Annotated in this window: 24 protein-coding genes and 4 pseudogenes; 12 read left to right on the forward strand and 16 right to left on the reverse strand. The window is 71.6% G+C overall.

Features of this window, described 5'->3' with window-relative positions; translation table 11 throughout:
* Nucleotides 1-230: 230 nt before the first annotated feature.
* The gene (locus AC067U_RS35300) at nt 231-1,232 is read right to left on the reverse strand and encodes a YihY/virulence factor BrkB family protein (RefSeq protein ID WP_478833992.1); all 1,002 of its coding nucleotides are present in this window, start codon (nt 1,230-1,232) and stop codon (nt 231-233) included.
* Between the two features lie 256 nt (nt 1,233-1,488).
* Nucleotides 1,489-1,915 (reverse strand): annotated as a pseudogene (locus tag AC067U_RS35305) (SRPBCC family protein).
* Between the two features lie 550 nt (nt 1,916-2,465).
* On the opposite strand from AC067U_RS35305, the gene AC067U_RS35310 reads away from it, so the two are divergent.
* Nucleotides 2,466-2,789, forward strand: coding sequence for a plasmid stabilization protein (locus AC067U_RS35310; RefSeq protein WP_478833939.1), 324 nt, complete (start codon nt 2,466-2,468; stop codon nt 2,787-2,789).
* Between the two features lie 19 nt (nt 2,790-2,808).
* On the opposite strand, the gene AC067U_RS35315 is transcribed toward AC067U_RS35310, so the two are convergent.
* The 6 genes from AC067U_RS35315 to AC067U_RS35340 form a co-directional block, all read right to left on the reverse strand.
* Nucleotides 2,809-2,973 carry an early set domain-containing protein gene (locus AC067U_RS35315; RefSeq protein WP_478833940.1) on the reverse strand — a complete coding sequence of 55 codons (165 nt, stop codon included), beginning with the start codon at nt 2,971-2,973 and terminating at the stop codon, nt 2,809-2,811.
* Nucleotides 2,974-3,372: 399 nt separating this feature from the next.
* Nucleotides 3,373-3,978, reverse strand: a complete 606-nt coding sequence (locus AC067U_RS35320; RefSeq protein WP_478833941.1) for an Asp23/Gls24 family envelope stress response protein — start codon at nt 3,976-3,978, stop codon at nt 3,373-3,375.
* Between the two features lie 49 nt (nt 3,979-4,027).
* On the reverse strand, nt 4,028-4,687 hold the full coding sequence (locus AC067U_RS35325) for a DUF6286 domain-containing protein (RefSeq protein ID WP_478833942.1): 660 nt from the start codon (nt 4,685-4,687) through the stop codon (nt 4,028-4,030).
* Nucleotides 4,688-4,722: 35 nt separating this feature from the next.
* Nucleotides 4,723-5,040 carry an Asp23/Gls24 family envelope stress response protein gene (locus tag AC067U_RS35330; RefSeq protein WP_478833943.1) on the reverse strand — a complete coding sequence of 106 codons (318 nt, stop codon included), beginning with the start codon at nt 5,038-5,040 and terminating at the stop codon, nt 4,723-4,725.
* 83 nt (nt 5,041-5,123) lie between these two features.
* On the reverse strand, nt 5,124-5,303 hold the full coding sequence (locus AC067U_RS35335) for a hypothetical protein (protein WP_478833944.1): 180 nt from the start codon (nt 5,301-5,303) through the stop codon (nt 5,124-5,126).
* 63 nt (nt 5,304-5,366) lie between these two features.
* On the reverse strand, nt 5,367-5,843 hold the full coding sequence (locus AC067U_RS35340; RefSeq protein ID WP_478833945.1) for an Asp23/Gls24 family envelope stress response protein: 477 nt from the start codon (nt 5,841-5,843) through the stop codon (nt 5,367-5,369).
* Between the two features lie 126 nt (nt 5,844-5,969).
* Between AC067U_RS35340 and AC067U_RS35345 the strand changes: the two genes are divergently transcribed.
* From AC067U_RS35345 to AC067U_RS35355, 3 genes are read left to right on the forward strand one after another with little or no spacing between them, the layout of a single operon-like run.
* Nucleotides 5,970-6,644, forward strand: coding sequence for an RNA polymerase sigma factor (locus AC067U_RS35345; RefSeq protein WP_478833946.1), 675 nt, complete (start codon nt 5,970-5,972; stop codon nt 6,642-6,644).
* Entirely contained in the window at nt 6,635-7,315 is a 681-nt protein-coding gene (locus tag AC067U_RS35350) for a hypothetical protein (RefSeq protein ID WP_478833947.1), read from the forward strand. Before AC067U_RS35345 ends, AC067U_RS35350 begins: the two co-directional genes overlap by 10 nt.
* Nucleotides 7,312-7,677 carry an Asp23/Gls24 family envelope stress response protein gene (locus AC067U_RS35355; protein WP_478833948.1) on the forward strand — a complete coding sequence of 122 codons (366 nt, stop codon included), beginning with the start codon at nt 7,312-7,314 and terminating at the stop codon, nt 7,675-7,677. Before AC067U_RS35350 ends, AC067U_RS35355 begins: the two co-directional genes overlap by 4 nt.
* 167 nt (nt 7,678-7,844) lie before the next feature.
* On the opposite strand, the gene AC067U_RS35360 is transcribed toward AC067U_RS35355, so the two are convergent.
* Entirely contained in the window at nt 7,845-8,225 is a 381-nt protein-coding gene (locus AC067U_RS35360) for a hypothetical protein (protein ID WP_478833949.1), read from the reverse strand.
* 477 nt (nt 8,226-8,702) lie between these two features.
* Here AC067U_RS35360 and AC067U_RS35365 point away from each other — a divergent pair, with 477 nt between their 5' ends.
* Together AC067U_RS35365 and AC067U_RS35370 are read left to right on the forward strand one after the other, a co-directional pair.
* On the forward strand, nt 8,703-8,957 hold the full coding sequence (locus AC067U_RS35365) for a hypothetical protein (protein WP_478833950.1): 255 nt from the start codon (nt 8,703-8,705) through the stop codon (nt 8,955-8,957).
* A 371-nt stretch (nt 8,958-9,328) separates the two neighbouring features.
* A pseudogene (locus AC067U_RS35370) lies at nt 9,329-10,173 on the forward strand (HAMP domain-containing protein); the annotation flags it as partial.
* On the opposite strand, the gene AC067U_RS35375 reads toward AC067U_RS35370, so the two are convergent.
* Nucleotides 10,152-10,718, reverse strand: coding sequence for a cysteine hydrolase family protein (locus tag AC067U_RS35375; protein ID WP_478833951.1), 567 nt, complete (start codon nt 10,716-10,718; stop codon nt 10,152-10,154). The pseudogene AC067U_RS35370 and the gene AC067U_RS35375 overlap by 22 nt on opposite strands.
* 404 nt (nt 10,719-11,122) lie before the next feature.
* On the opposite strand from AC067U_RS35375, the gene AC067U_RS35380 reads away from it, so the two are divergent.
* Nucleotides 11,123-11,629, forward strand: a complete 507-nt coding sequence (locus AC067U_RS35380; RefSeq protein WP_478833952.1) for a hypothetical protein — start codon at nt 11,123-11,125, stop codon at nt 11,627-11,629.
* A gap of 180 nt (nt 11,630-11,809) precedes the next feature.
* On the opposite strand, the pseudogene AC067U_RS35385 reads toward AC067U_RS35380, so the two are convergent.
* The 4 genes and pseudogenes from AC067U_RS35385 to AC067U_RS35400 all read right to left on the reverse strand — a co-directional run.
* Nucleotides 11,810-12,299: pseudogene (locus AC067U_RS35385) on the reverse strand (alcohol dehydrogenase catalytic domain-containing protein); the annotation flags it as partial.
* Nucleotides 12,300-12,303: 4 nt separating this feature from the next.
* Nucleotides 12,304-12,489, reverse strand: a pseudogene (locus AC067U_RS35390) (hypothetical protein); the annotation flags it as partial.
* A gap of 426 nt (nt 12,490-12,915) precedes the next feature.
* The gene (locus AC067U_RS35395; RefSeq protein ID WP_478833953.1) at nt 12,916-13,260 is read right to left on the reverse strand and encodes a hypothetical protein; all 345 of its coding nucleotides are present in this window, start codon (nt 13,258-13,260) and stop codon (nt 12,916-12,918) included.
* 434 nt (nt 13,261-13,694) lie between these two features.
* Nucleotides 13,695-14,141: a phage tail protein gene (locus AC067U_RS35400; RefSeq protein ID WP_478833954.1), complete on the reverse strand. Its 447-nt coding sequence runs from the start codon at nt 14,139-14,141 to the stop codon at nt 13,695-13,697.
* A gap of 749 nt (nt 14,142-14,890) precedes the next feature.
* Here AC067U_RS35400 and AC067U_RS35405 point away from each other — a divergent pair.
* On the forward strand, nt 14,891-15,247 hold the full coding sequence (locus AC067U_RS35405) for a DUF2231 domain-containing protein (protein WP_478833955.1): 357 nt from the start codon (nt 14,891-14,893) through the stop codon (nt 15,245-15,247).
* A gap of 891 nt (nt 15,248-16,138) precedes the next feature.
* Nucleotides 16,139-16,540, forward strand: coding sequence for a PPOX class F420-dependent oxidoreductase (locus AC067U_RS35410; protein ID WP_478833956.1), 402 nt, complete (start codon nt 16,139-16,141; stop codon nt 16,538-16,540).
* Between the two features lie 152 nt (nt 16,541-16,692).
* On the opposite strand, the gene AC067U_RS35415 is transcribed toward AC067U_RS35410, so the two are convergent.
* Nucleotides 16,693-16,887 (reverse strand): hypothetical protein, encoded by a 195-nt coding sequence (locus tag AC067U_RS35415; protein ID WP_478833957.1) that lies wholly within the window; start codon nt 16,885-16,887, stop codon nt 16,693-16,695.
* 142 nt (nt 16,888-17,029) lie between these two features.
* Complete coding sequence (locus AC067U_RS35420) at nt 17,030-17,437, reverse strand: VOC family protein (protein ID WP_478833958.1); 408 nt, start codon at nt 17,435-17,437, stop codon at nt 17,030-17,032.
* Between the two features lie 221 nt (nt 17,438-17,658).
* On the opposite strand from AC067U_RS35420, the gene AC067U_RS35425 reads away from it, so the two are divergent.
* The 3 genes from AC067U_RS35425 (at nt 17,659) to AC067U_RS35435 (ending at nt 20,218) form a co-directional block, all read left to right on the forward strand.
* On the forward strand, nt 17,659-17,820 hold the full coding sequence (locus AC067U_RS35425; protein ID WP_478833959.1) for a hydrophobic protein: 162 nt from the start codon (nt 17,659-17,661) through the stop codon (nt 17,818-17,820).
* A 576-nt stretch (nt 17,821-18,396) separates the two neighbouring features.
* Nucleotides 18,397-19,002, forward strand: a complete 606-nt coding sequence (locus AC067U_RS35430) for a dihydrofolate reductase family protein (protein WP_478833960.1) — start codon at nt 18,397-18,399, stop codon at nt 19,000-19,002.
* Nucleotides 19,003-19,303: 301 nt separating this feature from the next.
* Nucleotides 19,304-20,218 carry a hypothetical protein gene (locus tag AC067U_RS35435; protein ID WP_478833961.1) on the forward strand — a complete coding sequence of 305 codons (915 nt, stop codon included), beginning with the start codon at nt 19,304-19,306 and terminating at the stop codon, nt 20,216-20,218.
* The last annotated feature ends 207 nt before the right edge of the window (nt 20,219-20,425 follow it).

Consider the following 20,425-nt stretch of genomic DNA (forward strand, 5'->3'; position numbering starts at 1 on the left):
GGGTCATGGCCGAGCGCTCCTTGATGCCGGCCTTCGCGGACGCTCGTACAGCTCAGCCTCGGTAAGCTGCAGAAGCGACCCGGACCCCGGCCTGCCGATGCTGGTGGCCCGCTTCTTCGCCGCGGTCTTCTTCCCACCGCCGGCAGCGGTCTTGGACGTGATGCCTCCCCTCCGGTGTCCTTCGGCGAACCACCGAAGGGGTGGTGCGCTCCGCTGTGAACTCTCCGAGCTCACAGCTCCATTCGGCGCTCGTCCGCCGCGCTCCATGCCTGTGTGTCACGCGGCTGTACGTAGGGCTCTGCGTCTGCCGACAGGCCTCCGGCGATCGCCCGCTGACGACTGAGCTCCGCGTCGAACTCCAGACCCAGGAGGAGCGCGAGGTTGGTGATCCACAGCCAGACCAGGAAGACGATCACCCCGGCGAGCGTGCCGTACGTTTTGTTGTAGGAGCCGAAGTTCGCGACGTAGAAGGCGAAGCCGGCCGAGGCGATCATCCAGATCAGCAGGGCCAGGAGGCTGCCCGGCGTCACCCATCTGAATCCGCGGTTCCTGACGTTCGGAGCGGCCCAGTACAGGAGTGCGATCATGATCGTGACGAGGAGCACCAGGGCGGGCCATTTCGCGATCGACCAGGCCGTCAGCGCAGTGTCCCCGATCCCCCATGCGGCACCGACCCGCTGTGCCAGGCTGCCGCTCAAGACCACGATGAGACCGCCGGCGCCGGCGAGGACCATCAGCGTGACGGTGAGTGCGAGACGCAGCGGCAGCACCTTCCATACGGGACGGCCCTCAGGGATGTCGTAGACGGCGTTGGAGGCACGGATGAACGCGGCGATGTAGCCGGAGGCCGACCACACCGCGACGATCAGTGCGACGACCGCCACCAGTGACCCGACACCGGCATTGCCCTGCAGTTGGCGGACCGCCGTGGTGATCACGTCCCGGGCGGCGCCCGGTGCCAGGCTCCGCAGGTTTTCCAGGACACGCTGGGCGGTCGACTCGCCGGTGATGCCCAGCATGGACACCAGCACCAGCAGGGCTGGGAAGAGCGCCAGGACGCCGTAGTAGGTCAGTGCTGCGGCGCGGTCGGCCAGCTCGTCGTCCTCGAACTCCTTCAGGGTTCCGCGGAGCACTTCTTTCCAAGACCTTTTGGGCAGTTCGGACAGCTGGTCCGGTGCTCGTTCCTCGGTCTGCTCGTCAGGTCCCGCCGCGGCGTGCGGACCGTTGGCCATGCGCTCGGGTTCACCGCCGGTGTCCGGCTTCGGAATGTGCTTCATGTCCTGCGGCTGTCCACGTCTGCGCCACTCATGCGGAGCCCAGTGACGTCGCGGGTGCGTCAGCCGTCGGACGGTCCTTCGAAGAAGACCGAGTGCCGCGCCCTCACCACGACAGGGCGGACCCCTCGCTCCAAGAAGACGCCATGGCGCCGGGGGCCGGAGGGCCGGGCCGCCCGGTGGAGCGGTAGCGCATGTGGGTTTCCGGGCAGCGTCAGCCGGCGCCTCCGGCATCGATACGCAGCCGGACCTGCTCCTCCAGCCGTTCCAGGCTCGCGTCCAAGGCGCCCTTCGCCGCCTCCTCGCCGGGATCGCGGCGGGCACCGCGGAAGGACAGATGGGCTGTCACCTCGCTGCTCCCGTCGTCGAGGCCGGCGACCTGCAGCCAGCCGGTGTAGCCGGCGGCATCGCTGCTGCCCCACTCCAACCGCATCTGCTCGGGCCGGATCCGCACCCGGCCGGTCACATCCGCGCCGGTGCTGTAGTAGTCGTGCACTGTCACGACCTGTTCCCCGGCAGGCTCGGCGGCAGCAGGCACCTTCCCGCGGCAGCCAAGCCGCCAGCTGCCCCGGACTGGACGCCTGATCGAATGCGTGCTCGGGCAGCGCGGGCATCTTCCGGGAACGCTCGTACTCACTCACAGGCCCTCCTCGGGGGAAGCCAGGCGCCCGTTCCGGCCACGCCGCGCCGAGACCGCAGGCCGCAGTCGGGGTCAGCCCTTCCGGAGCCGTTCGGGTCCGTCCTGGGGGTCGATGCCGGTGTACGCGGAGTCGTCCTTACCGCCGCTGGGGCCCTGGAGCGTCCTCGCGGTCCAGGTCGTGGTGACCCCCTGCCCCGTCGGCTCCGGGTCAACCACCGCGGGCGACGCAGTGTCCCGGCGACGCCAACAGTCACCATCACCGAGCCCATACCAAGAGCCGTGCCTGGTCCATCCATCGAGCATCGCGGTGCCAGTGCGTAAGCCGACCGGCCCGGCCACGGCGCTGATGCATGCGCCACCTTACGAAGGGCAGGAGTCTGGTGTGCAAGGAGGTGTGCCGTGGTCACCAGCGAGGAGCACACAGACCCTCCGAGACCCTCCGGCCGCTAGTTCACCCTCTGCCCTGCAGCAACGGACTGAACCCATACGCGAACCCGTCCTGGGCGGACGCGGAATACGTCATCGGGACGGCGGAGCGGAAGGAGAACGCCATGCCCCGTGGATCCTCCCCCAAGCGGGAACGGCAGTACGAGCACATCAAGGAATCCGCGCAAGACCGCGGCGAATCCGAGAAGCGGGCCAAGGAGATCGCCGCCCGCACCGTGAACAAGGAACGCGCCCGCTCGGGTGAGTCGAAGACGGCCAGCCGGTCCTCCACGCAGGACACGTCCTCCTCCAAGCGCGGCGGACAGCGCTCGCACAGCGGCTCCGAGGGACCGACGAAGGAGCAGCTGTACAACGAAGCGAAGAAGCGGAACATCAAGGGCCGCTCCGACATGGACAAGGCCGAACTGAAGAGGGCCCTGGGCCGCTGACCCCTACCGGCGGTCGCGGTCACCCGGGACCGATCATGGTGCCGTCACCCCGGGACTGCAGGGGATGGACGGCAGGATTCCAGTGGTTGAAATCTCCCACCACACTGACCGGCCCATCCGAAGTGTGGTCAGGGAGGACGAAGGTGACCTGGGCACGGCCCTTGAGTTGCTTGCGTTCGAGCATCGAACGGACTCCCGACGGTAAAGCAGGCAGCGGGCCCATGTACCGTCGCACGACCCTCACGCCCCCGGCGGGTACACGCCACCCACGGCCAGGCAGTAACTCGCCCGGCCGCCGCAGCCCACCGCTGGGTGGGGGAGCAAGTGGCTGCGGATGGAAACCGGGCCGTGCGTTCGGTGTGCCGGCATCGCCGGCTGGTGCGCCGCTCGCGCAGCTGCCCGTCGGAGATCGCCTGTACGCGCCCCCCTTCCGCAGCGTCGTGGACCACGCGGGCACTCTTGCTGAGGTGATCGCGCGGCTGCAGGGACCGGTCGGGGCGGCGATGGGCACGACCTCGGGGGTGGAACGAACGAGGACCGGTTCTCTCTCCTCCGCCCGCGGTCTCGTCCCGGGGCGGCGACCCTATTCGGCGCGGTGGGCCCTGTGCGGGGTCACCCGCAGCCTGACCCGGGCCGGGAGCCGGGTCCTGCCGGTGGACTGGCGGGCGCGTCGCAGGGGACCCTCGCACAGTCCTCGGAGGACGGGGCCGGGCGCACCCTCGGGGTCGAGGGTGAGGCGGAGGTGGGCTTCCGGGTGTCTGGTGGAGCCGGCCATCCGTGCGCGGGCTCCTCGGACGCCCGGCTGTTGCCCTGCGTCAGTGGTCAGGGCATCACTGAGGGCGCCTTCGCGCAGGTCCACGCCGTCCACGTCCGGTGGCCCCTCCAGGGGTATGCGGCCGGGGTGTGTGCGGTGCAGTTGCGCCAGCAGCCACCACAGGGCGAGCACCACGATGATCGCGAGGGCGGCGATGACCGCGGGCCACCACCACCCCTCCCCCGTCCAGCGCGTGCGGTCGCCCTCGTCGAGGAGGACGTCGCGGGGAGTGGTCAGGGGCCAGCCCTCGGGTGGGGCAAGGTGCCGGCGTCGGTACAGGTCGAAACTGCCGGTCAGAACCAGGAGGCCCGTGGCGAGCAGGACCACCCCGGTCAGGGCCAGCAGGACCCGGTTGACTGCGGGTTTCCTCTTCATGGGAACACGCTTCCTGTCTCATGCCCGACGATGACGGCCGGTGGACGCGTCACTTCCCGCGTGCTCGCACCCGTACGGCGAGCGAGGGCGGGTGGGCGAGGGCGAGCCGCTCGAGTTCTTCCCGTAGAGCGGCCGAGAGATCAGCCCTGACCAGGGCCGGGTCACGGAACCGCACGTCGGCGCGGGTGCCGACGCGGCGCCTGCCCATCCGGATCCTGACGCCGCTGACGCCGGGGACGCGCATGGCGGCGTCCCGCAGCAGGAAGGCCGCTGACTCGCGCTCCAGCACCGCCCGCACGTGCGCGTCGGGCGTCCTGAGGGGCATGTGGTGCCGCAGGCCCGGGGTGACCGCCAGGATGATCAGCCAGAGCCCGACGAGGGCGATGACGCCGGCCCCGATGCGTATCCAGAGGTCGTCCAGCGGGCGGGTCGCCAATTCGTCGGCGAGACGGGTGCGCCAAGCGGCCGCGGGCCGGCCGGCGCGGACCCCCGCGATGTCGAACAGCAGGATCCCGGCCGCGGCCGCTACGGCCAGCGCCGTCAGCGCGGCGGGGATCCGTCGCGCCGACCACGGGCGGCGGGTGGGGTGCGTGCCCGGGGTGTGCAGGCCGGCAGACGGCCGCGCCAACTGTCCCACCGTGTGCGAGGTGACCTCGCCGGTTCCGGTGGGCCGCTCCGTTCCGGCCGGGGGGTCATGGTCCCGGTTCATGCCGGCTCTCCTTCCGGGTGGGACGGCCGTCGGGCTCACCGCACACGTGGGTGTTCCAGCCCGCCGGAGAGGACCAGGTGCTCAATGACGAGGGTCACCTCGGTAATGCGCATTCCGGTCAATTGGGCAACTCGTTCGCTGACGTGGTCCCGCACCGCGCGGGACGTACTGGCGAGGTCCGTCGGGTAGGGCAGCTCCACTGTCAGACCCAGCCGCGCCGCGCCGCCCCCCACCTTCGCCGCGGCGCGCGGACGGGCCAGTGCCGTGTGCACGGGCGGGGTGGCGGCGTGTTCGGTCAGCGCTTCCTGTGCGGCGCGGACCGCGATGCGTGCCACCACCTTTTCGGGGATCACCGTGGCTCCGCGATCCGCCGCCGGTATGACCGGTGGGGGCGTGGCTGCCGCTCCCGGCGGGGGCCCGGCGACGGATGGCGAGGTCACCGCCGCTCCCGGGGACCTACGAAGTCGGACATCTTCAGGTCACCCTGCAGCATGCGGCCCGCCGCCAGGCCCACCAGGCCCAGGAACATCACGAGCAGGAACGCCCAGAACCCGCCGAAGAATGCGGCGAAGCCCAGGGCCATGCCGGCGAGCAGGCCTGCGGTTGCTGCGCTCATCTCACTCACCTGTTCTTCACGTCGTTCGATGCCCACCCGGGCGGTGCCGGGGCGGGCCGGTGTTCACCGCACGCGGCCCTCACCGGCCTCCTCGTCCTCCTCATCCGGAAGGTGGACGTCGTCGACGGTGATGTTCACCTCGACGACCTCCAGCCCGGTCATGCGTTCGACGGCCGTGATGACGCTGGTCCGGGCGGCGGCAGCGAGGTCCACGATGGAAACGCCGTATTCGACGACCACGTCGAGATCGATGGCGGCCTGGCGCTCGCCGACCTCCACCTTCACTCCGCGGGACACACTGGGGCGGCCGCCGGGGACCTTGTCCGTCACCGCCCCGAGGGTGCGGGCCATGCCGGAACCGAGGCTGTGGATGCCCGGCACCTCGCGGGTGGCCATCCCCGCGATCTTCTCGACCACGCTGTCGGAGATGGTCGTCCGCCCCCGGGTCTCGGGCGCCGTACCGGCGCCCCCGCGCGTGGAAGCCGTACCCTCGGGGCGCGGCTCACTGCCCTCGGCGGAGGGCTTGATGGTGTCCGACATGAGGACCTCCCCAGAACGTCCGTCCCGGGCCCCGATTCGGTGCCCAAAACTTTAGACACGCCAGGAGGCGATTCGTCACCCCGATCGCGCCGACCGCCTGCACCTATCATCGAAGGGTGCGTACGCATGCCGCGACGACCGGTTTCGACAGAAAGCGAGCGGCGGATGCGCAACCGGCCCAGACCCCCACCCCCGCACGACCCGTCCCTCCCGCTCCGGCAGCCCCTCGCTGACGCCGGGGCGAGCGGTGGAACGCAGGACGACCTGGCAGACGACGTCCTGGCCGTCCGGGCTTCGGAAGGCGACGACGATGCCTTCGCCGTCCTGGTCCGCCGCCACAGCGGTCGCCTGCTCGCGCTGGCCGGGCAACTCCTCGGCAACCGGGCGGACGCCGAGGACGCGGTTCAGGACGCCTTCCTCAGCGCCTGGCGACGGCTGCCGGAATTCCGTCACGGCGCCTCGTTCGGCACCTGGATGTACCGCATCGTGACGAACCGTTGCCTCAACGCCATGCGTCACCGGCCCCGGTCCCTCTCCCTGGACAGCGTCCCCGATCCGGCTGCCGTGGATGCGCAGAGCTCCCCTCCCCGCGTGGCCGAGTCGGACGCGGCCGCAGCGGCTCTGGCGCGAGCGCTGCTGCAACTCCGGCCCGAGCTGCGCGTGTGCTGGGTCCTGCGGGAACTCCACGGCCTGCACTACGACGAGATCGCCCACGTGGTGGGCGGCAGCGAACAGATGGTGCGCGGCAGACTCTTCCGCGCACGCCGCGCTCTGATGGAGGCGATGCGCCCATGGCGCTAGACGATCCTCATCCCCTCTCGGGCGATGGTCGTGAGGCCGCAGGGGACAAGGAGGCCGGTCCCTTCCTGCGCTCGGAGGCGGAGATGCTCACCGACACCGAGCTCCTGCCGTGCGGACACCCGCTCGGCCGCGCCTGGGAACAGGCCCGCGGCCCGGTCAGACCGGCGGACCCGCACACCGCCCGCTGCCCCTACTGCCGTGAAGCCGTCGAGGGGCTGGAAACCCTCGAGCGGGCTACGCGTGCCCTGCGCGCCGGAGCACAGCCAGACAGCCGAATTCTCGTCAGGCGGATCGTCGACGCCGTCCGGGCCGAGGTGCGACTCGGAGCCATGCTGCTGCTGGACGACTCCGGGCACGACCTGCGCATCGCGGAGAGCGCCGCGGCGAAAGTACTGCGCCGGGCCGCTGACAGCGTGCCCGGCATCCGCGCCGCCAGTTGCCGTTTCGTTCCTGCCGATCGGGGCCCTGCCGTCCACGTCGTCGCGCTCACGATCGCGGCAGCGCTCGACCGGCCGTTGCCGGAGCGCTCAGAGGAAGTACGCCGGGCCGTCTTCCATGCAGCCTGGCACGTACTCGGCCTGGCGGTCACAGCCGTCGACCTGGAGATCAACGCCGTGCTTGAGCCCGCCGAAGTCCCTCCCGGCCGGCTTACCGAGCCGAGCTCACGATGATCGGAGCCGAGCGCAAGGACATCCTGGCGGCCGCGGCCGGGGCGGCGCTCGCTGTTCCCGGCGTTGCCGCACTCCAGCCGTCGCTCGCCGACCGGCTGGCCCACGCAGCCTCCCGCACGAGCCGGCTGCCGCAAGCCGCAGGAACGACCCCGCAGCCGGACACGGGCGGCATCCGCTGCGACCACACGCCGGAAGGCGGCTGGCACGTGGAGGTGCGCTGCATCCTGCACCCCGGGCACCGCGTGGTCGACGTCGCCCGTGACGTACGCGAAGCGGTGCGGACCGCGGTCGCCGCGGGTGACGACCCGCAGGGCGAGACCAGCGGCGTCACGGTCCTGGTGACGGTCACCCGCACGCTGTGACGCGGTTTCCAGCCCGTCCCGGCAGCCGGATGCCGGCCGGCTCCGTGCGCGGGGCGGGGATCCCGGCAGGACCCGGCACGGGCGGAACCGGGCATGGAGGGGGTTCCGCCCGGGATCCCCGCCCCCGAAGGCGAATTCCGCTGGAGGTCGGGAGGCGGGGCCGGGAGTCAGACACGGCCGCCGGTCAGGCGGGACAGGGGGCCGCGGCGGCGGAGGCCGACGCGACGGCCGGCCGTGTACGAGACGGCTGCGAGCGCGGCGGCCCCGGTGGCGGTGGCAGCAGCGAGGGCCTTGCGAGCCCGGACCGCGGTCCACAGCACCCCGGCCCGGTCGGCCGTGGACCGGACCGCCTCCGCCGCGGACGCGGTCCTGTCCGCGATCTGGCCGGGCAGCGCGGTCAGCGTGCCGGTCGTCTGGTCCCTGGCCTCGCCGGTCGCCTCGGCACAGGTGCGGGCGGGGCCCGCGGCCCGCTCGGGCGGTGCGCTCCCGTTCGAACCGGACGGGGTGGAGGAGGAGTTGGGGCTGCCGGGATGGCGGGAAGCTGTCATGGGAACGCGTCTGACCATCCTCTCGATCGCCAAACGTCCCTGCCTCAACAAAGTTTTCCGGGCGGGCCCAAGTCGAGGTCGATGGAGTCCGAGTTCGATGCGGACGAGGTCGACAGCGGCGATGCACAGGGTCAGATCACCGGCCAGGACGACGCCCGAGGAACGCCCGGCGCCCGCCGACGGGGACGAGGCAGGCGGCGTTCAGGAGGTTCCGGCCGTCCAGCCCGGACAGCCGGACTCCCCGGGGCGGGAGAAGGGACCGCTGCGGCAGCGTGGCGGGCGAGCCGGCCACCGGACACGAACTCACGTCCCCTTACGTGGAGCGCAGATGAGGTCCGGAGCCGGTGTGCGCGCCGCGTCACGCGAGGTCTCGCCCGTCTGGCCCGGGCGCGGGTCTCGAAACGCGCTGCGCGTACCTCGCTACGCCGCGTTCGGCACGGGAGGAGTCGTTCCGCAGAGCCGGGGCAGGCGCGCACCATGACAGCCGTCCCGTACTCCACGCTCGCCGACGCCGGCGCTCCGCCCGGGCCCGTCTGGCCGCATCTGCTCCTCCTCGCCTTCGCGTTGGGCGTCCTGGTGCACGACCTGACCAAGGACCGCTGGATCCCGGCAGCAAGGACGGGCACACAGCCGAAGAGCCCGCGCGACCGTCCGGCCTTGCTGCTCAGTGCCGTCGGCCTGCTCGGCCTCGGGGCGCGGGCGGCGGTCCGTCTCCGTCGCTCACTCCGCTGACGCCCGGCGTCGGGACCGGCCCGGGTTCCGAGCGGAGCGGCTGCGCGTCGACCGGGTCGAGGAACGGGTCGAGGGAGCCCCGCAGTCGGCAGGCGTCCGGCTCGGTGGTCGCTGCCCGGCCATTTCGCGTGGCACGTGCGCGGTCACCCGACCGTGCCCGACGCGTCCAGCAGCAGGACGTAGCGCTCGTCCGCGGTGCGGCCGCCCCGGACACCGTGGCGAACGCGGCGGGCGAGGGCGTGGCGGCGGCACGCGATACGGACCAGGCAGCCGCCGCACACGGCTTTGGCCGCCTCTTCGCGTGCGCGGGGCCGACCCCCGGGCCCGACGTTCTACGGAGGCGACGTTCGCCCACGCCGGGTGAAGCGGAGCTGCGGCTGCTGCTGGCCGGGCTCACCGCCGTTCGCGACGGTGACTTCGGCATCCGCCTGCCGGGCGAGACCGAAGGCCTGCTGGGAGAGATCTCCACCGTGTTCAACGGCATGGTGGACCGACTCTCCCGGTTCACCTCGGAGGTGACCCGGGTAGCCCGCGAGATGGGCACCGAGGGCCGGCTCGGCGGGCAGGCCCAGGTGCCCGGGGTCTCCGGCACCTGGGCGGACCTCACCGACTCCGTCAACGCCATGGCGGGCAACCTCACCAGCCAGGTCCGGGACATCGCCCAGGTCGCCACCGCGGTCGCCCGGGGCGACCTCTCCCAGAAGATCACCGTCGATGCCCGCGAGGAGATCCTGGAGCTCAAGGACACCATCAACACGATGGCGGACCAGCTCTCCGCCTTCGCCGACAAGGTGACCCGCGTCGCCCGCGAGGTCGGCACCGAGGGCATCCTCGGCGGACAGGCCGACGTCCAGGGCGTCTCCGGTACCTGGCGGGACCTGACCAACTCGGTGAACTCCATGGCCGGCGACCTGACCAGCCAGGTGAGGGCGATCGCCCAGGTGGCGACGGCCGTCGCCGAAGGAGACCTGTCGCAGAAGATCACGGTAACCGCGCGCGGCGAGATCCTGGAGCTCAAGGACACCATCAACACGATGGTGGACCAGCTCTCCGCCTTCGCCGACAAGGTGACGCGCGTCGCCCGCGAGGTCGGTACGGCCGGCAACCTCGCGGGCAGGCCACCGTGCGCGGTGTCTCGGGTACCTGGAAGGACCTGACGGACAACGTCAACGTGATGGCCTCCAACCTGACCGGTCAGGTGCGCTCGATCTCCGAAGGAACGCCTTTGAAGGTGATCTCGTCGCTCGGTCGGAGCTCGGCCGACATGTTGCGGTCCATCATGCGCAGGGCCGCCTCGGCTAGTCCGGCGTCGATGTGGGCGACGGCGTCGAGGGCGACGACGACGTCGAGGTGACGGATGTGGGCGTCCAGGGCCGAGTACAGCACGCACTGCTCGGTCACCTGCCCGCACAGCACCACCCGCTGCGCATCCAGCTGGCCCAGCAGATAGGCCAGGGGCGTTTCGTAGAAGACCGAGTGCCGTGCCTTGACGACGAACAGGGATTCCCCGTCGGGTGCGATCGGCTCCACCAGGTCGGGGTAACGGCCGGCCAGGGCGGCTTCGAGGATCTCGCCGTGGTGGGAGCGCCAGCGGCCGAAGTTGTCGTTCACGTACACGACCGGTGCACCGGCGTCCCTCGCCCGCTCGAGCAACGCCCCGACGCCAGGAAGGACTTCGCGGACGGACCGCACCAGTACCTCGGCGTCTTCGTGCTCGTAGGTGTTGAGCATGTCGATCACGATGAGTGCCGTCCGACCCATGTCGCCGCCTTCCGCCACGCCGGGCACCTGCCCGCATCGGCAGGTGTCAACCACGCCCGCCGATTTCCACAGCCCTCGCCGTGGCGATCGGGCCTCCCGGGTCGTGGCCCGGCACCGGCGGAGTCCTGCAGGCGGTTGTTCAGCACACCGCCCGACCCCGGGCCCCGCCGGCAGCGCCGTAGCCGACGGCCAAGGGACTGGAAGAGGGCACAGAGACCGTAGGTAGCGGCCACCGTGTCGTCTCCTCCGCCCCGGGTAGGGGCTCGGTACGGGGTGCGGCCCTGGCCCTCATGGCTGCGACGGGGGCCGCATCCCGCCCTCCCGGGTCGACCGTGCGCGCGATCACTCGGGCACGGGAGCGGCGGACGGGGCGAGTGCCGGTGCGAGCCGGGTAGGCGTCCGGCATGGACGAGACGAACCGCTGGAAGCCCGGCGAGGTCGTGCCGCAGAGCGGCATCCATGCCTGCGACTGCGGCAAGGAGTACGTCCGGAGCAAGAGCACCGGCGTCCGCGGGCATCGGTACCCGCCACTGCCCTACGACTGTTCGGGACAGTGCCGCCCACCCCCACACCCTCCGCAGGCATCCCTGGGAATTGATCATCTAGGCGGGCGCGGCGGCAAGGTGGAGGACTACCGCGTCGACGCCACTTCCCCCGAGTCCGTCGACATCGCAGGACGTATGGGCAAGGAACTCATCGGACTGCGCGTGCTGGAGGCGTACCCCACTGGGTACGTCGCAGCCCACGGCATGGACCCGGTGGGCACCATGGCGCAGCTGCGTTCCGCCACCAAGGGCATGGCCGTCACCGGCACCCCCTTGACCGGCATCCTCACCCGCCTGAACTTCCTGCTCGTGCACTCCGGCGACAGTGTCACCGCAGCCACGGCCGCCGTGATCACGGACCGCTAGCACCCCGAGAACCGCACCCTGGCCTGGGCGCGTGCCGCTCACCTCCCGCCCCTCCTGGCCCGCTGGGGCCGAGCCCGCTACCTGGACCTTCCCGAAGGCGTCCTCCTGGGCGCCACCCGCGACGCCCGGCTGCGCATCACCTCGAGCCGATCTCGCGACAGCCGGCGAGCGCCATCAGGCTCCGCACTCGGAAAGGCCGTACGCCTGAACGCCGTGGCCTGCGGCGCGCGCGAGCCGTTCGGGCACCAGGTCGATGCCGATCACCTTGCCGGCCCCGCGATGGGCGGCGATGCACGTGCACATGTCGCCGATGGGCCCGAGACCCAGGACGGCGACGCTGCCGCCGGGCGGGATGTCGGCGTAGACGACGGCCTGCCACGCGGTCGGCAGGACGTCCGACAGGTACACGAACCGTTCGTCGGGGCCCGTCGGGGACAGGTATCGGGAGGGTGTCGGCGAAGGGGACGCGCGGGTACTCGGCCTGCCCACCGGGCACTTGCCCGTAGAGCTTGGTGTACCCGAAGAGGCTCGCGTCGCTGCCGTGCTCGTGGACCTGGTTCGTCTCGCACTGCGAGTGCAGGCCGCGCTCGCACATGAAGCAGGTCCGGCAGGAGACGTTGAACGGTACGACGACCCTGTCGCCGACCTTCAGCTCCCGGACATCGGGCCCCCGGCCGCGCCCCCTGGGCCGTGGTCAGGTACGCGCCGCTCTGCGCCCTGCGGGCCTGGTCCGCCCCGGTGGCCTGCCCGGCCGGGCTCGCGGTCTCCGGGCCGGTCTGGTCGGGCATGGGCGGGAGCGGCTGTTCCGGCTGCGTGGGCTCGGCCGCGGACGGAGACACCGGCCCCGGCTTGCCAGGCAGGCCGCCGTCGCCCCGTTCCGGAGAAAACGGAGCCCGGGGCGCTCACCCTCAGGTCTCACGGCATCTGCACGCCGCGCCTACCCGCTGCTCCTGGATGAACGCTGCCGGAGCGCCTCGGGGTCGGTCGGCGCCGGCAGAGGGATGTGCGAAGCACGGGATCGCGGGTAGGCGCAGCGCATGGCGGTGGGACCTCCGCGTTCCCATCCCTCTGCCCCGACCCCCGGCAGCGCCCATGACCCCGCGCGTCCGACCAGGAGACAGCCCGTGCCAACGACAGCTGCCGCACCGCATCGCCCTTCCGGGCGCGCACCGGCCCCAGGCCGACACCCTGCTGCTCGCCGGCGCCCTCGCCCGCGAGCCCTGCGCCCTAGTGCCGAAGTCATCGAGACCGGAAGGGGTACCGGCCGGTTCCTGGACTTCTGCTCGTCAGGTCCCGCCACGGCCCCTCGCGCTTTCCGCCCGGCACAGCCGTAGCGGCGGCGCGGCCGGTGCTGCCACCGCGGCCTGCGCCGGTGCCAACACCACATCAGCCCACCCGGCCGATGTGGCGCACGACCACGGTGCCGCCGCGGAGGCGGCGTCGGCGATCTCGTACAGCACGCGGCAGCGGCCGGCACGAATCCGGCGCACGGCGGGCGAGCCGTACGCGGTGGTGCCCAGAGGTCGGGGCTGGCCGGCCAGCAGGACGACGGACCAGACCAGCTGCCGCAGCCCGGCCGGGTCGTCGCGCAGGAACCGCGCGGCCTCGTCGATCGCACCAGGCTCCCACACGATCCGCACCCGTGCGGGGCCGGGCGGGCGGCACGTGGACCCCTTCGCGCCCCGAGCGTGCGAACACCCGCCCGAGGTACCTTCCGAAGGTCGCGCCGTTGTCATGGCCCCGATCCTCCGTCCCCAACCCTGTCCCCGACAGCGGCGCCTACCCCGGTCCGCCGGCCGACAACCCCACGCGGCTCTCCCCCTCTGGCGTGCTGTTCTCAGGGCCGCCCGGAATCCCTGGCGCGGGCGGCGGGGCGGGACGTCCGAGCCCCCGCACGGTCCCTGTTGCGTCCCGCCGACCCGCGCGCGGATCTCCTTGAGGCCAGGGGAATCGCCGGGACCTTCGCCGCCGAAGGCTGCCCCTGCTGCGGCCCCGGCCTCTTCGTCCGGCTCGCAGCTCTCGTCACCGCAGCGGGCTGAGCGAGCTCGCACTGCACGGTGGAGCCTCATGCCGGCTGGACCGTGATCTCCTCGTAGGTCAGCGTCACCACCGAGCCCTCCTGACCCTCCTCGCCGGCCTCGGCACCCGGCACCGCGAGGTGAGAAACCCAGGCGTTCTTCAAGCGGTACCGCACCACCGGCTGCTCGGCAGTGTCGTACCCCACCAGAGTGATGTCCCGGCGGGACCCCTCAGCGCCCCGCTCCTCCAGACTGGCCGCGATCCAATCCGAGAACGCCTCGCTCCTGTGCATGCCGCGGGTGACCGTCACGTCCCCGGACCCGGGCGAAGCCACAGGCCGCCTGCGGCCCAGCACCTCACCCGTGGCCGAAACCACCCGCATTTCGTCACCGTCGAGCAGCCTCTGTGGAACGGTCACCGAATGAACCGCCTCGTCGACGTCACCAAATTGCACACGGAACGATTCCGCCTGCCCCATGTCTCCCACAGGCACGAGTACACCTCCCTGTCCCGGAGCCACACCTGTGCCAGAGAGTGCCCCAGAGGGGCCGGCCGCGCTCCTCGGATACGGATGGCGCAAGGGCTCACTGCGAGCTGGGAGTCGCGGGTCTCACTGCGCGAGGTCGTCGACGGCCGGGTGGCAGGCGGCGTCATCCGCCTGCCCGCCGCCGGGAATGTCACGGAAGTTGGGATGATCTCGGCTTCGGTCGAGGTCCTGGGGTCGGGTGCGAAGGTTCGTCTGCGGGAGGGGGACAGCCATGAGGACATCGGTGCTGGGGAGAACGGCCATCAGGGTGACCGAGGTAGTGGACGCCCTGCGCGCGGACGGCTTTGACACGACGCTTGCGTACGGCGGGAATTCGAGCCGCTGATGCGGGAGGCGCCAGAGGGTGACCGCCGCCGGTCCTCACGGGAACGCGTACGGGAGGACCACGGCACGGCCTCAGGGCATGGGGGTTGTTCACTCCCGGCCTCAGGTCGCCTCCGGAGCGTCAGCCTGTGCCCCGCACCGTGAGGCCCGCCGCGGCCGCCGCCTGCCACGGCCATGGCTGTGGGGCGATGGTCGTCGGCTGCGGCTGGTCGGTGGCCGACCGGCATCCCGGCGTGCACGGGAGCGGCCCGACCGCGGTCCGGCTGTCCAGCGGTCGGGCCCACCGGCCGCAGATCCACCTGTCGGCGCGGCTACGCCGTCCGGCCCAGCCCGGACCGCACCGGTACAGGAAAGCGGACAGCGTGATCCCCATGGGAACCCTCATCGCCCGTATCAGCGCTGCCGCCCGGCCGGATGTCCACCACGAAGACGGTATCGGCGTCCGGGTCCTGAAGGCGCTCGACGCCGGCGCCGAGGAGCTCGACGCGGTCACCGGCCCGCTGAAACATGCCGTCCAGGCCCTGCCGCTGGTGCGGCTGCGCGGCGTACTGCACGGTCGCCCCCTGGGCCACCCGCTGCACCCGGCCCTGGTCCGGATTCCGGTCGGCGCATGGATCTCCGCAGGCGTCCTCGGCCTCGTGCCCGGCTCGGATCGCGCCGCGCGCCTGCTTGTGGCGGTCGGCGTCGTCACCGCCGCCCCGGCGGCGTGGACGGGCTGGGTCGACTGAGCCGAGCAGCACGAACAGCAGATGCGCAACGGCCTGCTGCACGCCGTGTCGGTCGCCGCCACGGTGGGCCTGTACGGCGCGTCACGGGCCGCCCGCTCGCGCGGCCACAACGGGCTGGGGCGCCTGCTCGGCTTCGCGGGACTGACGGCGGTCGGCACCGGGGCCGCTCTCGGCAGCCACCTCGCCTTCCGGCAGGCCGCCGGCTCGAACAAAGCGGAGCCCGTTGCCCATGTGGTGGCGCCCGGCTGGCACACGCTCGGGCCCATCGAGGAATTCGCCACGGGCGAGGCGGTGCGCCGGATGGTCGGCGAGGTCCCGGTGCTGGTGGTGCCCTGTGGCACCCGTGGCACCCGTGGCACCCGTGGCACCTTTGCGCCGGTAAGTCGGTCGGTCCGATCGCTCCGGTCGAACCCCGCGGGGCCGGTGGGCCGACCCCGCCGTGCTTCGGAGGTCGGTCGCGTTCCTGGGTCTGGTGGGGCTGGGCGTGCCGGTGCCGGGCCGGATGGGGCGGGACGCGGCAGACTCTGCGGGGTCGCGCCGACCGAGTCCGAGCCGGCGTCGGCACCCGAGGCGAAAGGGTCCAGCCCCGGTACGGCCGGGGCCGGGGCCGGGGCCGGGCCGGGGCCGGGGCCGGCTGCCCAGTCGGCTCGGTGGCGGCCCGCTCCCGGGCAGCGTCCTCGGGGCGGGCCTCCGCGGCCACCCGGCCACCCGGCCACCCGGCCAAGCCGCCCCACACACGGTGGTCCGCGCCCCAGGGCTGTCACCTCCCGCCCCCGGATGCGGCCACGTGGCTGACAGGTCCCGTTTCGGGAAGCAGGTGAGATGACCGGGGGCCGCCCCTCGCTACCGTGGGCGGACCACCACTGGGAACCGCCCTCTTGGAGATTCTCCGTGCCCGTGTCTCTCGGCGAGGATGTGGTGGCGCTGCTGCGTCGCCCCAGTACCTGTTACATCGCGACGACGATGCCCGACGGATCGCCCCAGCTCACCCAGACATGGGTCGACACCGACGGCGAGCACGTTCTGATCAACAGCGTCGAGTCGCATCAGAAGACCCGGAACATCGCGCGCGACCCGAGGGTGGCCGTCGCCGTCGCCGACCCCGCGGAGCCGGCGGCGTACGTCCAGATCCGCGGCCGGGTGGTGCGCGTGACCACCGAGGGGGCCGTCACCCATATCGAGGCTCTCGCCCGGAAGTACCTCGGCGGCCCGTACCCCTGGTTCGGCGGCCACGACCAGGTCCGCGTGCTCTATGTGATCCAGCCTGAACACGTGAGCAGGCCCGCCCCCTGACAGTGCGGACATTCCGCGTGCAGCCGAACATATGGGGAAGCCCTGGTCCGGGCGAGCGGTGAGGACCTGCTGACGCGCCTGCGTGGGGACGGGCCGGGCACCGCCAGGGCCATCACCGGGCGGTCGTCACCGTCGAGACGCTCCCCGCTCGTTCACCGTCCGGACGTCCCCCGCTCGTCCCTGCCCTTGTGCATCCTCCGCTCTTCCCGCTCCCTGAGCTCGTCCGGCGTCTTGCCGGCAACGGGCCTGCTCGCCTCCGGGTGCACCGGGTCCGGGCCGGCGTCCTCGCTGACCTGCTCCTCCCGGCCGATACCCGGCTCCTGCCGCTTCTTCTCCTTGCCGCTCATGGCTCCGGCTCCTTTCCTTGGTTGACACGTCTACCCGGTGCCCAGCCGTTCAGCCAGGGAAGTCCGGCGCTGCCTGTCGTCCGTCCGGTCTCCTGGTTGCCTTGCCTGCCGGTATGCCTCGCTGCCTCGACGCGGGTCCGGTTCAGAGGTACGGAACGGCTCCGTCGGAGGGTTCGTTCGCGGCCAGGACGAACGAGTGGCCCGCCGGGTCGCCGAGACGGCGCACCGGGCGCGGCCCGTCCTCGGTGTCGGTGCCGAGCGGGCGGGCGCCCAGGGAGACGGCCTCTCGCTCGGCCTCGTCCAAGTCGGCGGCCGCCACGTGGAAGCGCAGGTGGGCCTGGAGGGAACCCTCCGGCCGGGGCCAGCTCGGCGGGGCAAACCCCGGGTCGCGGCGGAAGGTAAGCCGGGTGCCCGAGGGCCCGACCACCTCCACGTCGTCCGGCGTCGGGCCGGGCCGCACCTCCCCGTCGAGCAGGTCGGCGTAGAACCGGGCGAGCGTCTCGGGCTCGGCGCAGTCCAGGGCGAGTACGGGTGTCTTCTGCACGGTCATGACGCTCGTGTACCCACCGTCTGCCGCCGCACCCGGATGGATGTGCGGCAGACGGTGGGACACGTCGCGCTTCAGGACCCTGGGGGGCGTCGGTGCGCGTCGGATCGCCGATCGGGGGCAAGCGACCACCATGAACGACGGACTCGCAGCCGACGACGCCGGACATCCCGCCGACTCCCGGCCGACGATCCGACCGACTACGGACAACGGAGTGGACTGAGATGGTGGCCCTGCTGCTCGTGCTGTTCCTCGCCCTGATCCTTTTCGGCGCCGGCTTCGCCGTGAAGGTGTTGTGGTGGGTGGCCCTTGCTGTGCTCGTCCTCTGGCTGCTTGGCTTCGTCGTGCGGCCTGCCGGCGGCAGCGGCCGCTGGTACCGCTGGTAGCCCGGCGGAGGGTACGGCCCGTACGCCGCACGGCCGTCCGTCACACGGCTGTCCCCTCGGACACGATCGGGACCAGCGGGACGTGGGACTACTGGGCATGCCCATGCCGAGATTCTGATGCCCGCGCGTACAGGTCGGCCAAGCCTCATCAGCCGGCCATAGCAGCGGCCCACCCACCGAACTCTGTGCGCTCGATGGCGTGCCCCGCCTCGGGTGCAGACGAACCGTGTCCCGCGCCGGCGAGCCCGGGAACGAGCCCCACCACGTCAACTGGACGCGGAGGTGTCCGTCGTTTCACCTCGGCACCAATCGCGCCAGGTTCCCTCGGATGATCATTCATGGACGGAATCTTGCCAGGCGGAACTGAGCGGGATGGTTGGCCAGACGGGCCAACCATCCCGCTCAGTCACACCATGTTTGTGACTGAGCGTTTCAGTCGGCCCCTGAGCGTTGTACTCGGCCCAGCTGAGCGTGACGGTTGGCCCGGGCCCTTTCGTCGTTACTCCACAGCGTGGCCGATGAGTTTGTTGCTCCCGGTCGGTCCAAGCTTGTGACACCCCAGGAAAGGACACCGCCATGTCGGAGCTTCTCGTCGACTTCATCACCTCCCTCGACGGCTACGCATCGGGAGAGGGATGGCCCGGGTTCTGGGGCCTCGAGGGCCCGGAGTACCTCGCATGGCTCGGCGAGCAGCCCGAGGCCACCTACCTGATGGGAGCGAACACCTACCGCCTGATGTCCGGCTTCGCCGCAGGCGAGGTCCCGCCTGGCCAAGCCGAGTTCAGGCCCGAAGAAGAGGCGTCCGTCGACGAGCTCACGCAAGCGCCCAAGGTGGTGTTCTCCTCCTCGCTCAAGGAGCCACTGACGTGGGCCAACTCCACGCTCGTCCGCGACGACGCTGTCGAGGCGGTGCGCGCCATGAAGTCGAGCGGCTCGGGGCTCCTCAGCACGATCGGCAGCCTCAGCCTGTGCCGCTCCCTGCTACGAGCCGGACTCGTCGACCGCTTCCGGGTCGTGATGTTCCCGGTGATCACCGGGGCCACGGGCCAAGAACGCATCTACGACGGCTATCCGGACGTTGCCCTCGAGATGATCCAGCACCGCACCTTCGACGGCCGCATCCAGCTGGTCGAGTACAAGCCCCGCGTGCTCGAGCACCCGCCGCTCGGCCTCCCTGCGTGACGTCGCCCCGTCCGCCGGCTGGACGGCTGCCAGGCCGGCGCCGGCGGGCGCGGAGCAAGCCTTGGTAAGGGGCGAACGGCCAAGGTCAGGAAGCCCGGCCCAGCTGCCTCGGACGGTCGCAGGTCAGCCCACGTACGCCCTACCAGGCCAGTCTCCGCAAAGATCCACCTTGCGGACATGGACGCTTCCCTGGGCAGAGCCGCGCGAGCTGAGCGCTCTACATGGCCGATGGGGCCAACTGGGCGGGCCTGGGTGACACCCTCTCGGCCTCCACGACGAGTGTCCGTGCCAGAATCCGCAGATGCCGAAACCTTTCGCCCGTGCCGGTGTGCGGATCATCGACGACAGGGAGTTGGCCGCACTCCTGGCGGATGAAGCCCTCCTTGAGATACGCCTCCTGACCCGGCGTGCCAGGAGGTCGCCGGAGGAGCATTCGCCTGCCGAAGCCATCGAGCGCATCCACGACCTGGCAGACTTCTGCCGTGACATGCGGGCCGTTGCTGACACTCCCTCTCGTCGGCCCTTCCGAGGTGCTCCCCCGGATCGGCGGTCGCAGGCGATGCGTGATCGACCGATGAGCTACCGCTGGAGCGTGGCCAACGATGAGCGGCGGGCATGGATCCTGCGCCACATCGGCAAAGCCGGATACCGGTGGACGCCCCCACCTGCCCTGCCCACCCCTCGGAAGGGCGTACCGCCCTTCAGCCTGCGGCAGCACCTGAGCCTGCTGGCGAGCTGGCCGGTGAAGACCCCGCCGGGCCTTCGGCCGCTGCCGCGCGAGGCACGATCCCTCAAGGCCCTTGACCGCGACGGGCTTTTTGCCCTCTACGAGGAGGCGGGACAGCAGCGCCTGGGCCTGGGGCAGGCCAGCCCGTGGCTGTACGCGCATCTCGATGCCGAAGCCACCCACTACCTGTTCCCCGATCCGGCTTCCTACTACTGGCCTGATCCGGACGCGGGGCGCCGCTGGTGGCAATGCAGCGTCCTCGTGCGCATGAGCGACGGGGAACGGGTGAACGGCATGCTTGCCGTGCTGCCCGAAACGTTCACCGCTCTGCCCTCGCCCCTGCCTCGCCTCGTGCAACGCCGCCTCGCCCTCACCGCCCGTCTCACCGAACGGGACATCTACCTCTGGAGCCGAGACCACGAACCAACCTGCACCCCGGAGGGCTGCGGATACCCAGCCGACCAGCCCCCGGACATGCAAGAGCGGTGATGCGTGCACAAGCCTCCACGGAGACCTTCCTTCGGCCTGCTGGTGCGGAGAAACCACACCCCCACATGCCGATACGGGGTCGGCGCTGCCTGGCCGTTGTGGCCGTCATGCAGGGCCGCACGGCAGGCACAGTACGGGGCTGAACGTGTCCGTCCTGCCGCCCGACCTCCCCCGGCTGGACCCTGGTCACCTACCTGCGCGGCGAAC

The organism is Streptomyces sp. NPDC043853, assembly GCF_056436025.1.